General features: G+C 67.8%; 15 protein-coding genes. 6 read left to right on the forward strand and 9 right to left on the reverse strand.

Going from position 1 to position 15,072, the window contains the following annotated elements; genetic code table 11:
- Positions 1-238: 238 nt before the first annotated feature.
- Complete coding sequence (locus LGM42_RS17975; RefSeq protein WP_155634553.1) at positions 239-406, forward strand: hypothetical protein; 168 nt, start codon at positions 239-241, stop codon at positions 404-406.
- Between the two features lie 148 nt (positions 407-554).
- On the opposite strand, the gene LGM42_RS17980 is transcribed toward LGM42_RS17975, so the two are convergent.
- The 7 genes from LGM42_RS17980 to LGM42_RS18010 are packed head-to-tail and all read right to left on the reverse strand — an operon-like array spanning position 555 to position 6,060.
- A complete protein-coding gene (locus LGM42_RS17980; RefSeq protein WP_226232795.1) occupies positions 555-2,060 on the reverse strand; it encodes an aldehyde dehydrogenase family protein in 1,506 nt (501 codons plus the stop codon).
- Between the two features lie 33 nt (positions 2,061-2,093).
- Complete coding sequence (locus LGM42_RS17985; RefSeq protein WP_226232827.1) at positions 2,094-2,609, reverse strand: c-type cytochrome; 516 nt, start codon at positions 2,607-2,609, stop codon at positions 2,094-2,096.
- 17 nt (positions 2,610-2,626) lie between these two features.
- Positions 2,627-3,127 (reverse strand): c-type cytochrome, encoded by a 501-nt coding sequence (locus tag LGM42_RS17990; RefSeq protein ID WP_060314275.1) that lies wholly within the window; start codon positions 3,125-3,127, stop codon positions 2,627-2,629.
- Positions 3,124-3,669 carry a methylamine dehydrogenase light chain gene (locus tag LGM42_RS17995; RefSeq protein ID WP_059643247.1) on the reverse strand — a complete coding sequence of 182 codons (546 nt, stop codon included), beginning with the start codon at positions 3,667-3,669 and terminating at the stop codon, positions 3,124-3,126. Before LGM42_RS17995 ends, LGM42_RS17990 begins: the two co-directional genes overlap by 4 nt.
- Before the next feature lie 39 nt (positions 3,670-3,708).
- Positions 3,709-4,344: a methylamine dehydrogenase accessory protein MauD gene (gene mauD, locus LGM42_RS18000; RefSeq protein ID WP_060314272.1), complete on the reverse strand. Its 636-nt coding sequence runs from the start codon at positions 4,342-4,344 to the stop codon at positions 3,709-3,711.
- Positions 4,341-4,895: a MauE/DoxX family redox-associated membrane protein gene (locus LGM42_RS18005; protein ID WP_226232796.1), complete on the reverse strand. Its 555-nt coding sequence runs from the start codon at positions 4,893-4,895 to the stop codon at positions 4,341-4,343. The genes mauD and LGM42_RS18005 overlap by 4 nt, the downstream gene beginning before the upstream one ends.
- 7 nt (positions 4,896-4,902) lie before the next feature.
- A complete protein-coding gene (locus tag LGM42_RS18010; RefSeq protein ID WP_226232797.1) occupies positions 4,903-6,060 on the reverse strand; it encodes an amine dehydrogenase large subunit in 1,158 nt (385 codons plus the stop codon).
- 241 nt (positions 6,061-6,301) lie between these two features.
- Between LGM42_RS18010 and LGM42_RS18015 the strand changes: the two genes are divergently transcribed.
- The 5 genes from LGM42_RS18015 (at position 6,302) to LGM42_RS18035 (ending at position 12,343) form a co-directional block, all read left to right on the forward strand.
- The gene (locus LGM42_RS18015; RefSeq protein WP_226232798.1) at positions 6,302-7,264 is read left to right on the forward strand and encodes a helix-turn-helix domain-containing protein; all 963 of its coding nucleotides are present in this window, start codon (positions 6,302-6,304) and stop codon (positions 7,262-7,264) included.
- Between the two features lie 113 nt (positions 7,265-7,377).
- Positions 7,378-8,322, forward strand: coding sequence for a GlxA family transcriptional regulator (locus LGM42_RS18020; RefSeq protein WP_060314258.1), 945 nt, complete (start codon positions 7,378-7,380; stop codon positions 8,320-8,322).
- 480 nt (positions 8,323-8,802) lie between these two features.
- Complete coding sequence (locus LGM42_RS18025) at positions 8,803-10,515, forward strand: M36 family metallopeptidase (RefSeq protein ID WP_226232799.1); 1,713 nt, start codon at positions 8,803-8,805, stop codon at positions 10,513-10,515.
- A 79-nt stretch (positions 10,516-10,594) separates the two neighbouring features.
- Positions 10,595-11,848: a M20/M25/M40 family metallo-hydrolase gene (locus LGM42_RS18030; protein ID WP_226232800.1), complete on the forward strand. Its 1,254-nt coding sequence runs from the start codon at positions 10,595-10,597 to the stop codon at positions 11,846-11,848.
- Positions 11,849-11,980: 132 nt separating this feature from the next.
- On the forward strand, positions 11,981-12,343 hold the full coding sequence (locus tag LGM42_RS18035; RefSeq protein ID WP_059584382.1) for a YbjQ family protein: 363 nt from the start codon (positions 11,981-11,983) through the stop codon (positions 12,341-12,343).
- Positions 12,344-12,362: 19 nt separating this feature from the next.
- Here the strand turns inward: LGM42_RS18035 and LGM42_RS18040 are convergent, their stop codons facing one another.
- Both LGM42_RS18040 and LGM42_RS18045 read right to left on the reverse strand, forming a co-directional pair.
- A complete protein-coding gene (locus LGM42_RS18040; RefSeq protein ID WP_413227418.1) occupies positions 12,363-13,838 on the reverse strand; it encodes an MFS transporter in 1,476 nt (491 codons plus the stop codon).
- A gap of 23 nt (positions 13,839-13,861) precedes the next feature.
- Positions 13,862-15,001, reverse strand: coding sequence for a porin (locus LGM42_RS18045; RefSeq protein ID WP_060314249.1), 1,140 nt, complete (start codon positions 14,999-15,001; stop codon positions 13,862-13,864).
- Positions 15,002-15,072: the final 71 nt, after the last annotated feature.

The following is a 15,072-nucleotide window of genomic DNA, read 5'->3' on the forward strand; positions in this document are numbered from 1 at the left end:
GGATTGCCCGGATGCGGCGCGCACCTTTCGATTCCGTCACGGTGTTGCTGACGGATTTCCGACGCGTTGCCGGATGCCGTGGGCCGGCCCTATGCTGGCAGTCGCCGGGCGTTCGCGCGCGGCGCGCCCCGTCGCCGTGCCGCACCGGGCCCGGACGTCGCGCGTCGCTGGAACGAATGCAGACGGACACGGCCGCCCGTCGCGACGTCAGTCTTCGATCTTTCCGCCAAGGAACACCATGATGCTTGCCGCTTTCTTCGTCGTCGCCCTTGTCGCCCTCATCGCGCCCATGTACCGCGGCGTGATGCACGGCGCGGATGCGAAGCTTCGCGCGCGATTCGATGAGGAGGCCCCGCGCGGCGATGCGGCACGCCAGTTGATGCGCGACGCGGGATACAACGTCTGATCGGCATACCTGGCATCGCGCGGCATTCGGCGAGCGCGATCCGCGTCGCCGGCGCGGCGTGCGTCATTGTCGGCGGGGGGCTGATCCGCGCGTGACGGCCGCGCTTGCGTTCCCGATACGCCGGAAACGCACGCATTCGCCGCGACGCTCACGCGTAGTTCATCATCACCGACTTGCTTTCCGTGTACTGATCGATCACCGCGCGGCCGAGTTCGCGGCCGAAGCCCGACTGCTTCATCCCGCCGAACGGCAACGCGTTGTCGAGCAGCGAGTGGCAGTTGACCCACACGGTGCCGGCCGCAATACGCGGAATCAGCTTGTGGATCGCCGCAAGATCGTTCGACCAGATGCTCGCGCCGAGGCCATACGGGGTGTCGTTCGCGAGCCGTACGGCCGTGTCGGCGTCGTCGAACGGCATCGCGACGAGCACCGGCCCGAAAATCTCCTCGCGCACCACGCGCATCGCATGCGTCGTATCGACCAGCACCGTCGGTTCGACGAAGAAGCCGGGGCCGTCGATCGCGCGGCCGCCCGCCGCCGCGCGCGCACCGTCGCCAAACCCCGAGTCGATGTAACCGCATACGCGCTCGCGCTGCTTCGCCGACACGAGCGGGCCGACCTGCGTGGCCGGGTCCATCCCCGGGCCGATCTTCAGGCTCGCGGCGATCTTCGCGACGCGCTCGATCACGCCGTCGAACACCTTCGAGTGGATGTACGCGCGCGACCCGGCCGTGCACACCTGCCCCTGATTGAAGAAGATCGCGTTCGCGACGCCCCGCGCGGCCTTGTCGAGATCGACGTCGGGCAGCACGATCACCGGCGACTTGCCGCCGAGTTCCAGCGACATCCGCGTCATGTTGTCGAGCGCCGCGTGGCCGATCGTCTTGCCCGTCTGCGTCGATCCGGTGAACGCGATCTTGTCGATGCGCGGATCGCGCGACAGCGCCGCGCCGGCCGTGTGACCGTAGCCGGTGACGATATTGACGACGCCGTCCGGGAACCCGGCCGCCTGGATCAGCTCGCCCAGCCGCAATGCGCTCAGCGGCGTGTCCTCGGCGGGCTTCAGCACGACGGTGCAGCCGGTCGCCAGCGACGGCGCGATTTTCCATGCGGCCATCAGCAGCGGGAAATTCCACGGAATGATCGCGCCGACCACGCCGACGGGCTCCTTGCGCGTATAGGCGAAGATCTCGCTGTCCGGCAGGTACGGCATGCCGGCATCGATCACGCTGCCTTCGATCTTCGTCGCCCAGCCGGCCATGTAGCGGAAGCACTGCGCGGCCATCGCGACGTCGAGCCCCTGCGCGACCATCACCGGCTTGCCGTTGTCGAGCGATTCGATCTCGGCAAGCTCGCGCGCGTGGGTTTCGATCAGGTCGGCGAGCACGAGCATCAGGCGCTCGCGGTCGGTGGTCTTCGCGCTGCGCCACGGGCCCGCATCGAAGGCGCGGCGCGCGGCATCGACCGCCTGCTGCACGTCGCGCTCGTCGGCTTCGGGCACCCGTGCGATCACGGCGCCGTCGGCCGGGTTCACCACATCGAGTTCGCGACCCGACGCGGCATCGCACCATTCGGCGCCGATCAGCATCTTCTTCGGCTTCGCGAGAAACGCGCGCGTTGCGTCAAGCAGTGCAAAGGTTTCGTTCGTCTCCATGTTCACGTTTCCTTGATTCGTTGAATGAGTCGGTCAATAGCGATCCGTGACGCCGTCGATCCCGCGCGCCTGCAACGCGCGGACGAGGCCGGCGCGCACGGTCGCGACGTCGGACAATGCGGGACGGCGGTGCGCGGCGACTTCGGCGGCCGTATACGGCTTGAAGTCGCGCGGCAGCGCATCGCGGTTCATCGTCGTCAGCACCCAGTTGAGCACGTCGGCCAGCTCCCGATCCGACAGCGCCGAGTTCGACGCGCCGGGCACGCGCATCACGTACTCGCGCCCGGCCGGCAGGTGCGTGAAATAGCCGAGCGAATTCGCGAGCGGCGGCACCTTGCCGGGAATGCCGCCACCCGTGGCCGTGTGGCAACCCATGCAGTTGAGCACCCAGTGCTGCCGCGCGAGCGCGGCATCGGCCGCGCCGTCGGCCCGTGCGGGCGCGGACGCGACGAACGCGCAGGCCGCGGCGCCCGACACCAGCAGCCTGCACGACAGGCGATGCACCACGCCGCAGGACCGCGACGACGGCGCGCACCGCGTGCCCTGCATGGACGCGCGAATGCCGTTCACAGGCCGAGCCCCTTGATCACCGCCGCGCGCTGCGCATGCACGGCCGCGCCGTCCATCGGCTTCGCGCGCGCCGCGCGGATATCGGCGGCCGTGAACGGTTTCTCGTCGCCGTGCTGCGCGTTGAGGTCGAACACGACGTAGTTGAGCACGTGCGCGATGTCGTCGTCGCTCGCGCTCGCGAACGACGGCATCTTGAAGTTGTAGCGCTTGCCATGCACGTCGATCTCGCCAAACATCCCGTGCAGCAGCGTCGCGATCAGTTGCGCTCGCCCCGCTTCCGCCGCCGCATACTTGCCCGGATACTCGGTCAGCGGCGGCGCGAGGCCGTCCTGCCCTTTCCCGCCCGCCTGGTGACACACCACGCACTGTGCGTCGAACAGGCTTTTCCCGGCCGGGTAATGGACGGTTGCCTGTGCGCCCGCCGCGGCGGGCCACGCGAAGGCCGCCACGGCCGCCATGCACGCCACGACGATGTTTCCTGCCTGCTTCACTTTCATTGTTTTGCCGCTCCCAGCAGAACCGAAACCGAACAGTGGTAATTCGAATTACCGTTCGCCATGCACCAGTTGATGTCGTTGTTCAGCGACAGCTTGTACAGCGGCTTCTCGCGCTCGTTGCGGTTGCAGAAGCATTTGCCGCACGAGGTCTTGCCGCAGCAGTCGTTGTACGACACGATGTAGTCCGAACCATCGTGCGGATTGCGGCAGGTGCCGATCCACGTGATCGGAGAAGGCGTCGTGCCCGGCGGACAACTGCTCGACGTGCCGCCGCAGCAGCTGCAGAGCCAGCCGTCGATCGCGCAGTATTTCCAGTAGTCGCAGCTCGTCGGGTCGTCGCTCGCGCCCGCCGCGGCGGCACCGGATGCGCCTGACGCCCCCGACACCGCCTCGGCCGCATACGCGGTACGGTCGACGGGCAGCAGCGGCAACAGCGCCGACCCCACCAGCACCTTGCCGAGCTTCGCCATCGCGCCGCGCCGCGAGCTGTGCTGCGCGACGCCGCGCGCCGACCGCTCGAACCATGAATCAAACACGCCCATGTCGTCGTTCTCCAATGACGTTGAAAAAGGTTCGGCCGGTCATGCGTGCCGCGCGTGCGCGTCGTGGGCATCGTGGCCGTGATCGCCGTGCACGAACTGCTGCAACGACGCGACGCCGCGCTCCTTCGCCTCGAACAGGCTCTCGAGATGCTCGCGCGTGTTGACGAGCCCCTTCGCGCGCACGGTGCCCGTTTCGTCGAGCAGGACCGCATACGGCAGCTTGCCGATCTGATAAGCGAGGCCGAGCTCCCGCGACAGCACGTACGGGAAGCGCCCGAGGTCGTGCTTTCGCGCGAAGCGCGTGTGTTCGTCGGCATCGCCGTCGCTCGCGAGCACGATGTTCACCGGCGTCGCCTCGCTGGCCTGCAGCGACGGCAGCAGCGGCAGCAGCTTCTTGCAGACCGGGCACGTCGGCGACAGGAAGAACAGCAGCGTGGCCTTGCCCGCTGCATCGATGCCGCCGACCTTCACATGCGACCCGCGAATGTCGGTCAGTTCGAACGTCGGCGCGATCGCGCCGACCGCCGGCCCCTTGTCGATCATCAGCGCGCCGGCCGGCATGATGCGTTCGTACAGGATGCCGATCTGGCGCACCAGCGCGAGGCAGATCGCGCCGAGCGCGAGGACGGCCACCCACAACAGGGCGGTGGAAACGGTGAGAGCGGTTTGCATCATGAATTCCTCAGATGAGAAAGGCGCGGGACGTTGGCGAGCAGCACGTCGACGGTGAGCAGCGCGCAGACGATCAGCAGCACAGAGAAGAACAGCGTCAGGTAGTCGAGCCACACGATGGCGCGCACGCCCGGCTCGACGAAGGCGGTCGCCGCCAGCGCGACGAGCAGCAGCACGCGGCCGACATGCAGCCAGCCGATGCCGCGCGGTGCGTCCGCACGCGCGGCCGTGAAGCCGGAACAGCCGCAGTCGATGTCGGTGCGGCCGCGCAGCAGATTGATCGCGAGCCCGGCGGCAAACGCCGCGAGCAGCGCGATCAGGCCGCTCGCGCCGGCCGCGCGTGTGTCGGGAAACAGCAGCGCCACCGCGGCGACCACTTCCGCGAGCGGAATCGCGAATGCGACGGGCCCGGTCAGCGCATCGGGCAGCAGCCGGTAGCCGGCAAGCGCCTGGCGGAACGCGGCGGGCCGGCGCATCTTCGCGAAGGCGCCGAGCAGCACGACGGCGGCCGCGCCGGCCTGCGCGCTGGTGGCGAGTACGGGATCGAGTGTCATCGCGGCCTCACGGGTTGACGAGCAGCGACGACGTATTGCCGACCTGCTTCTCGACGTGCCGCAGCGCGCCGGTGCGCGCGTCCATCACGACGAGGTCGGAGGTCGCCGTCAGCCCGTAGAAGAGCGGCTTGTCGTCTTCGCTGACCTGAATCGACACGAGCGGCTCGACCTTCATCTGCGCGAGATCCCAGCGCGCGACGCGCTGTTTCGTCTTCAGGTCGTATACCCACACCTGCGTGCCGGGATCCTTGTGCGAACCGTCGGCGCCCTTGTGCATCAGCACGTAGTAGCGGTGCTGCTTCGCGTGCACGGCCGTCTGCTGCAGGCCGCCCGGGCGCCAGCCCTCGGCGCGCTCGGCGTCCGTCAGCAGCGGCCACGGCTTGCCGAACGCCGGCTTGTCGCCGCTGAAATCGGCGCTGCGCACGTTGCCGCCGTAGGTGGTGAACAGATAGCCGCCGTCGTACCGCGACGCGTTCACGAACGCTGGATCCCTGTCGACGTCGATGAACGCGTCCGACATCGTGCGCTTCGCCTCCTTCCCGTTCGCGTCGAGCGTGACGGTCAGCGCCTTGCCGCTTTCGCACAGCGCGGTGAAGCGGTCGTTACCCGACGGATAGGCGAGCACGCACGCGGCCATGTCGATCTCCGACAGCACCTGCTTCGAGACGGCGTCGATCACCGTCACGGACGCGGCCGGCGTGATGTTCGCGACGTACAGCCGCTTGCCGTCCGCGCTGAACGCGGTGTTGTAGGGCGACGGCACGTGTTGCGCGTGCTTCGCCGGAATCACGATCTCGCCCGCGTGATCGAGCGTCGTGTTGTCGATCATCTCGACGACGTCGGTGCGCGTGCCGTGCGAGCCGCGCGAGAAGTAAGTCGTCGCGACGAAGCTCGTCTTGCGGTCCGGCGAGATCGCGAAACCGGGGGCGAAGCCGCCGTCGATCTGGCCGAGCAGCTTCTTTGCATCGGCGTCGTACACGTGGATGCGCCCGTCGGTCATCGACGGCATCGAGATGTCGACGACATAGACCTCGTGCGGATGCCACGGCGGCATCTTCCGCACGACCAGCTCTTCGGGTTTTTCCGTCGCGTTCGCGCTGCCGGCCCATGCCGCCGCCAACGCCAGCGTCGCCGCGAGCGCCGCGGTTCGTCGCCTTGTCCTCATGCCGCCTCCAGTGGGGAATTCACGTTGTGTGAGGCGACTGTAGTTCGACAATAAATGCGTCCAGCACCCGGACCGGCAACGCGTACGTGCCGATTCGGGATATCGGAAATGTGCGTGAAAGCCTCGCGGCGGCATGCGTTGCGCCCCTCTGAAGCACGCGCACGAAATAGCGCTGGCCCGTATTGCGTCGACCGCCCGGTCGGTTTAATCTTGCGCGGTCCGAACGATCGCCGGAGGTGCCGTGCTCGCGTTTCATCAGAGGTTCGACGACGCAGACCGGCATGCGGAGGCGCTGCGCGGCTGGAATCAGCGTTACGACCAGATAGGCTCCGGTGCGTATCGCAGCGCGGTCAAATACGCGGTGCTCGATGGCGTCCAGCTCTTCCAGGAAGCGGCGAACGTGCGCATCATCCAGCGCGGATGTTTGCCGCACGGCCATACGGTGTTCGGCATGCCTCTGACCGGCTCGGGCACCTTCGCGTTCGGCGACGCGCGCCTCGAACGCGGCACGATCGTGATGGCGCGCGGCGGCATACCGTTCGAACTCCATTCACCCGACGACATGTCGCTGATCGGCGTGGTCATCGAACCCGAATTGATGCAGCAGATCGAAGATGCCGCCGACGTCCGGCTGGACGCACGCGCGCTGCGGCGCGGCGTCGTCGAGGTGCCGGTCGCCGCGCACGAACGCGCGAGCGTGCAGCTCGCGACGCTGCTCGAACGCGTGCTGTCGGCGCCCGACACGTTCGATTCGGCCCGCGCGCAGTGCGCGATGCGCGCCGACGTCGGCAACGTGCTCGTCGATCTCCTCACGTACCGGATGCCCGAGCCGTCGAACCGGCTCACGCACGCCTGCCACGCCGACATCGTGCGCCGCGTGCACGACTACGTGATCGAGCACCCGGAAGCGCCGGTCGACATCCTGAGCCTCTGCACGCAATTGCGCGTGAGCCGGCGCACGATGCAGAACAGCTTTCAGTCGGTCGTCCAGACGAGCCCGCTCAACTACACGCGCTCGCTGCGCCTCGCGCAGGTCCGGCGCCTGCTGCTCGACACGCGGCAATCCGACCTGCCGATCAGCGAGGCGGCCGCGCGCTGGGGCTTCATGCATCTCGGGCATTTCGCGAACGCGTACAAGGCCCAGTTCGGCGAATTGCCGTCGACGACCGTGCGCCGGACGGCGCATCGTGCGAAAACGCGCTGAGCGCCGGCAAAACCCGCGATAATCGGGCTTGAACGTCCGGCGAGCGCGCCGGGCGCGGCCCGCTCGCCGCGTCGCGCGGTGCGCGACGTCCACCCGCTTCCACCCACGCTCCGATGCCCGAGGACTTCCACTTCCTGCTGCTGCCCGGCTTCTCCGCGCTCGGCTTCATGTCCGCGGTCGAGCCGCTGCGCGTCGCGAACCGCTTTCGCACCGAGCTCTATCGCTGGCACGTGATCAGCGCGGACGGCGCGCCGGTCGCCGCGAGCAACGGCATTCCGGTCGCCGCCGAAGCCGCGTGCGCGGACGTCCCGCGGGTCGATACGGTGTTCGTCGTCGCGGGCTTCGATCCGCTCGTGTGCTACACGCGTACGCTCGGCGACTGGCTGCGCCGCCAGCACCGGCATGGCGCCACGCTCGGCGGCATCGATACGGGCAGCTTCGTGCTCGCGGAAGCCGGGCTGTTCGACGCGTCGCAATCGCTCACGCTGCACTGGGAAGCGCTCGCCGCGTTCCGCGAGCGCTACCCGGGCCTGAACGCGACGCAGGAGCTGTTCGAGATCGACGACCGGCGCATCACTTGCGCGGGCGGCACCGCGTCGATCGACATGATGCTCGACCTGATCGGCCGCCGGCACGGCGCCGACCTCGCGGCGGCGATCTCCGAGCAGTTCGTCGTCAGCCGCATCCGGCAGCGCTCGGACAGCCAGCGGCTCGAGATCGCCGCGCGCTACGGCGTGCACAACCGCAAGCTGATCCAGGTGATCGGCACGATGCAGCGGCACATGGAGAACCCGCTCGGCTCCGACGCGCTCGCGCAGGAGGTCTCGATCACGCGGCGCCAGCTCGAACGGCTGTTCAGCGCGACGCTGAACGACACGCCGACGCGCTTCTACCTGAACCTGCGCCTCGATCGCGCGCGCGAGCTGCTGCAACAGACCGACATGAGCATCACGTCGGTCTGCGTCGCGTGCGGCTTCGAATCGCCGTCGCACTTCTCGCGCACCTATCGCGCGCGATTCGGGATGAGCCCGCGCAGCGACCGGCGGGCAACGCGCTGATCGTCGCGGCTTTTGACTACAATCCGGCGCGGTATTGCGGGTTCCGACAGCGTTTCCCGCCGTTCGCTCAACAATGCCGGCGATTGAACGGCCAACCGAAGCGGTCGTCGAAAATAATCTGGAATGTCGTTGAAAATATTCTGTAACATACCAAACAAAGTTAGATAGGGAGCCTAACGACACGCTTGCGTCATCTCCACGCGCGTCGGGTCGTGCAGGCTGCCAACCGATATCCGATATCGATCCGAGGGGTATGACATGACGATGCTCGATTCGCCGTCGCCGCACCTGCCTGCCGTTCGCTTCTCCTCCGCTTCGCCTGCCCGCTTATTTTCGACCTGACAGTTAGGTTTCCTTAGTCAGTCGAGACTCCCAGCACCGCTTCGCCGCACCGGTTCCATCGAACCGGCGCGCGGGCCGTGTCGTGCCTGCTCGCCACGAGCGCGCGGGCGTGTCCAACCGTTGAGATGAGGATCACGTATGCAGACATCACGCAAAGCATTGCCGCTCGCCCTGGGTCTCGCGCTCGGTTTCGGCATCGTCGGCGGCACCCTGGCCGATACGAAAGTGTCGAATCCGCAGGCCGCGAGCCTGCGCGAAAGCCTGACGCGCGGCGTCGCGCCGCCGCCCGCGAAGGCCGATACGGCCACCGGGCAATTCCGCGCGGACGGCGTCGCCGTCACGCTGTACAACCCGGCCTATCGCGCCAGGAAGGCCGCCGCGACGCCCGCCGCCACCGCGCGCGACTTCATCGCGTCGCAGGCGGCGCAACTCGGGCTCGACGCCACCGCGCTCGCGAGCCTCGTCGTCACGTCGGAACGCGACGACGCCGACTTCACCGTCGTGCGCCTGCAGCAGCAGGCCGCCGGATTGCCCGTGTACGGCAGCGACATCGCGGTGACCGTCGCGAAGGACGGCCGCATCCTGTACGTCGCGAGCAACACGATCAACGGCGTGGTCGCGACGACGCGCAAGTCGCAGGCCGTCGACCAGCAGCAGGCGCTCGAGCGCGCCCGCGCGTATCTCGGCGTGAGCGGCTTCACGCATCTGGATGCGCAGCTCGTCGCGTTCGTCGACAAGGCCGGCACGCATACGGCATGGAAGGTGCGCGGCCGCCCGCAGGACGGCCCGAAGGGCGACTGGGAGCTGCTGATCGACGCGGGCAGCGGCGAAGTGCTGCGCGCCGAGGACAAGGCGTTCTACGCGACCGACGGCACCGGCTTCGTGTTCCGCCCCGATCCGCTGTCGCCGACGAAGAGCAGCTACGGCAGCACGGGCTACAAGGACGGCAACGACACCGATTCGACGCAGCTCACGGCCGCGCGCGTGCGCGTGACGCTGAAGGATGTCGCGCAGTCGGGCACGCGCTACACGCTGACGGGCCCGTACGCGGCATGCGTCGATTTCGACGCGCCGCTCGACAAGGCCTGCCCGTCGCAGTCCACGCCCGCGTTCGAATTCACGCGCGGCAACCTGTATTTCGAGGCGGTGAACGTGTACTACCACATCGACACGTTCCTGCGTTACGTGAACCAGACGCTCGGCATCAAGGCGCTGCCGTACCAGTACACGGGCGGCGTGCAGTACGACCCGCACGGCGAATCGGGCGACGACAACTCGTCGTACTCGTCGAGCAGCGGCCGACTGACCTTCGGGCAGGGCGGCGTCGACGACGCGGAAGACGCGGACGTCGTGATCCACGAGCTCGGCCACGGCATCCACGACTGGGTCACCAACGGCGGCCTGTCGCAACAGGAAGGCTTGTCCGAAGGCACCGGCGACTATCTCGCCGCCGCGTACAGCCGCGACTTCAACCAGTGGAGCCCGTCGGACGCGCAGTATCACTGGGTCTACAACTGGGACGGCCACAACGAGTTCTGGGCCGGCCGCGTGACCAACTGGAACGTCGGGCGCACCTATGCGCAGGCGCGCGGCGCGGAGATCCACACGGCCGGCCAGTACTGGGCGTCGTGCAACCTCGTCGCGCGCGACGCGATCGGCGCGCAGGCGATGGACAAGGCGTTCCTGAAGGGGCTGTCGATGACCAACAGCTCGACCAACCAGAAGGCCGCCGCGCAGGCCGTGCTGACCGCCGCATCCGCGCTCGGCTACAGCAGCGCGCAGCTCACCGCGATCGGCAACGCGTACAACAAGAGCTGCACGTACGGCGTGACCGTTCCGCAGAAGTCGTAATACCGCAGCAGGCGGGAGCACATCGCACGACCTGCGGCGCGCTCCCTTCATCGACATCGCCATCCTCACGAGATCGAACATGCCTACTCTGACACCGACCCGCCTGAGCGCCGCGCTGGGCGGCATGCTGCTGACCGCCGTCGCGCACGCGACGCCCGTCTGGATCACGCTCGGCGACACCGCGTTCCGCCAGCTTCAACGCATCGATGCGTCCGCAACCGCGCAGTACAGCACGACCGTCGATGCCGGCAAGGCGGCCGACGGCACCGCGCGCCGCGAAACCGTTCACGTCGTCGAGATCGACGATGCCCGGCTCGGCGAACTGGCCCACGCCGTCCACCACACGCGCGGCCACGGGCCCGGCTACGTCGTCCACGATTCGTTCGACGACGCGTGGCAGGCGCTCCAACCGTTGCCGGCGACGCTCGCGAAACAGGCCGCCGCCCCCGCGTACACGGTGTCGAACGTGCCGCAGATCGGCGCGTGGATCCAGCAACTGCAGGCGAGCAACATCGTCGGCACGATCACGTCGCTGTCCGGCTTCACGAACCGCTACTACACGACGTCGCACGGCGTTGCGGCGTCCGACTGGCTCGCGCTGCAGTGGAAGCAGCTGGCCGGCTCGCGCGCCGACATCACCGTCGAACAGTTCGCGCATACCGGTTTTCCGCAGAAATCCGTGATCCTGACGATCCGCGGCAGCGATCCGGCCGCGGGCACCGTCGTGCTCGGCGGCCACCTCGATTCGACCGTCGGCCGCACGACGGAGAACACGCGCTCGCCCGGCGCCGACGACGATGCGTCGGGCATCGCCAGCCTGACCGAGGCGCTGCGCGTGCTGCTCGCGAACAACTACCGGCCGAAACGGACGATCAAGTTCGTCGGGTACGCGGCCGAGGAAGCCGGCCTGCTCGGCTCGAAGGCGATCGCGAAGCAGTTCCGCACGCAGAATGCGAACGTGGTCGGCGTGCTGCAGCTCGACATGACGAACTACAAGGGCGATCCGAAGGATATCTACCTGATCACCGACTACACGAACGCGGCGCAGAACACCTACGTGAAGAACCTGGCGGCGACCTACCTGCCCGAGCTCGCGATCGGCACGTCGCAATGCGGCTATGCGTGCTCGGATCACGCGTCGTGGAACGCGCAGGGGTATCCGGCATCGTTCCCGTTCGAGGCCGACCAGAACGACAGCCCGTACATTCACACGGTGAACGACACGCTGGAAAACTCGGATCGACAGGCGAACCATGCGCTGAAATTCGGCAAGCTGGCGCTGGCCTATGCGGTCGATCTCGGCGGCATGGCGGGCGCGACGATCAAGCGCTGAGCGTTCGTCGTCGAGCGGCTTTCTCGTTCGGCAACGAAACGGGCGTTCACCCGCGCGGGTGCGCCCGTTCGCATGCCTTTGCTCCGACCGGCTAGAATCGTCGTTCGACCACTCGCTACACGCTCGCCCACCATGACCGAATCCACCCGCTCCATCGACGACCTGTCGCCCGATCGCGTCACGACCGCGTTCGACCTGCCCGGCCATACGACCGTCCGCTCGCTCGGCGTCGCGCAGGGTATCGTCGTGCGCTCGCGCTCGATCGTCGGCTCGTTCGGCGCGTCGCTGCAGACGATCTTCGGCGGCAACATCACGCTTTATACGTCGCTGTGCGAGAAGGCGCGCGAACAGGCGTTCGACAAGATGCTCGCCGATGCGCGCAAGCTCGGTGCGAATGCGATCGTCGCGATGCGCTACGACTCGACCGAGATCGGGTCGGGCGTCACGGAAGTCATCTGCTACGGCACGGCCGTGCGCGTGACGCAGGACGCGTGACGGGATCGCGCATCACGCGTCACGCATCGCGTTCGAGCGACTTCATGTTCGTGAGCTGCGGAAACAGCCGCATCCACGCCAGCGCGACGGCGATCGTCGCCACGCCGCCGACGACGATCGCGGCCGGCGCGCCCCACCATGCCGCCGTCACGCCCGATTCGAATTCGCCGAGCTGGTTCGACGTGCCGATGAACAGCGAATTGACCGCGCTCACGCGACCGAGCATGTCGTCGGGCGTGCGCAGTTGCACGAGCGACAGCCGCACGACGACGCTCACGACATCCGATGCACCAAGTGCCGCCAGCGCGACGAGCGACAGCACGAAATGCCTCGACAGCCCGAACACGATCGTCGCGATGCCGAACGCGATCACGCCGCCGAACATCGCACGACCCGGCCGCCCCTTCAACGGGAAGCGCGTGAGCCACAGCGTGCCCGCGAGCGCGCCGACCGCCGGCGCCGCGCGCAATGCGCCGAGCCCCCACGGGCCGACCTGCAGGATGTCGCGCGCATAGATCGGCAGCAGCGCGGTTGCGCCGCCGAACAGCACGGCGAACAGGTCGAGCGACAGCGCGCCGAGAATCGCCGGTTCGCGCCGGATGAACGCGATGCCCGAAAACACCGAGCGCAGCGTGACCGGCTCGCGGGCGGGCGGCGCCCCGCGCAGCGGAATCGTGCCGCTCAGCACCGCCGCGATCGCGAAGGCCGCGACGCTCGTGCCGAACGCGACGGGTGCGCCGACACCGTAAAGCAACCCGCCGCACGCGGGCCCGAGGATCTGCGCGGCCTGGTTCGCGGACGTCGACAGCGCGGTCGCGCGCGGCAGGTCGGCGCGCGGCACGACGGCCGGCAGCAGCGACGACACCGACGGCGACTCGAACGCGCGGGCCGTGCCGACGACCGCCGCGAGCGCATACACGGCCGGCGCGGCCAGCCACCCTTGCAGCGCGCCGAGCAGGAACACGCCGGCGGCCAGTGCTTCGACGCTCTGGCAGATCGTCGCGATGCGCCGGCGGTCGTAACGGTCAGCCACCTGCCCGACGACGAGCGTCAGCGCGAACATCGGCACGAACTGCGCGAGGCCGACGAGGCCGAGCGCGAACGCACTGTGCGTGAGCGCGTACACGTACCAGCCGATCGCGACCGACAGGATCTGGAAAGCCAGCGACGACATCACGCGCGTACCCCAGAAGCGCTGGAACGGTGCGTGGCGGAACAGGTTGGCGGGTAACGAGGATAAAGGACTGGAATCGGGCACGGGGGTGGTCATCGGGGTCTCGGCGGTCGGCGGTGCACACCGCAACCGTTCGGGAAACGACGACACACGCGAATGCGTGCGTGCGGCAACGGTGCAGGCGCGGCCAAACCGCGATGATATGCCAACCGCCGAAAACCGGCCGGCCGCCGGCCACGCGCCCCGTCGAGCCGCGGCATCGCACAAAAAAAAGCGCGAACCACGGTTCGCGCCAAAGAGAGACCTCGCTGAAGACGTCACATCACTACACTGCACCCACTCGCTCAGAACGAATGCCGCATCCCGATCCGCACGTCGGCCTGCGTCTGCGTCGTCGACGGCGTGAAGCTGTAGCCGATCACCGCATCGACGCCCTGCGACGCGCGCAGGTAGTCGCCGGAGATGTACACGTCCGTGCGCTTCGACAGCAGGTAATGCAGGCCCGCCGTGCCCTGGTTCCAGTGATGGCCTTCGAAGCGCGTGTGCTGGTAGCCTGCGATGAAGCTCAGCGCCGGCGTGAACTGGTACAGGCCGCCGCCTTCGTACACCTGCATGTGCGACGACTGGCCGAAGCCCTTGATCGTCGTGTACGAGTAGTTGGCATCGAGCGTCAGCTTGCCGATCGTGTAGCTCGTGCCGATGCCGAACGTGCCCTGGCTGTCGACACCCATCGGCGTGTTCGCGAACAGGTCGGTACGTGCGCCGGTCGCCGGATCGACGGTGACGGTCTGCTGGCCGAGGAACGTGTGCGTGCCGATCATCGCATACGGGTCGAACGCGTAGATGCCGTTCGGGTTGTTCAGGCGCGTGTACGCGGCGCCGATCGAGAAGTCGCCCTTCGTGAAGCTCGCGCCCGCGCTCCATGCGCTGTTGCGATGGAAGTTGCCCGCGACGTTGCCGAACGAGTACATCGCGCCGAACTTGAAGCCGCTCATGTCGTTCGACAGGAACTTCACCGAATTCGGCAGGCGGTCGCCGTTGAAGCGGTCGAAGTCGCCCTGGTGGATTGCGTAACCGCTGCCCCAGGCCGAGATGTTGTAGATCGACACGAGTTCGTTCGTGATGTCGAGCTGGTTGCCGAACGACAACGTGCCCCAGTCGTTCTGCAGGCCCACATACGCCTGCCGGCCGAATTCCGCGCCGCCGAAGCCGAGTTGCCCGTTGCCGAGACGGAAGCCGCTCTCCAGCACGAACACCGCCTTCAGGCCGCCGCCCAGGTCTTCGGTGCCCTTGAGGCCGAAGCGGTTTCCGTACGCGACGCCGTCGTCGAACTTGACCACGTGCGAGCCGCCCGTGTTGTTCACGTACGTGATACCGGCGTCGAGAATCCCGTACAGCGTCACGCTGCTTTGCGCGTGTCCGACGGCGGGAATACAGGCCGCGCATGCAAGCGCGGCGGCTACGGCAACTTTCGTGTGCTTCATTGTCGACCACCCTCCCTGAACCATTCGATGGATAGAATCTCGTCCCGGCGCGTGCCGCGATGCGCCGGTGG

The sequence above is a fragment of the Burkholderia sp. AU39826 genome, assembly GCF_020419965.1.
Taxonomy (GTDB): Bacteria; Pseudomonadota; Gammaproteobacteria; order Burkholderiales; family Burkholderiaceae; genus Burkholderia; species Burkholderia semiarida.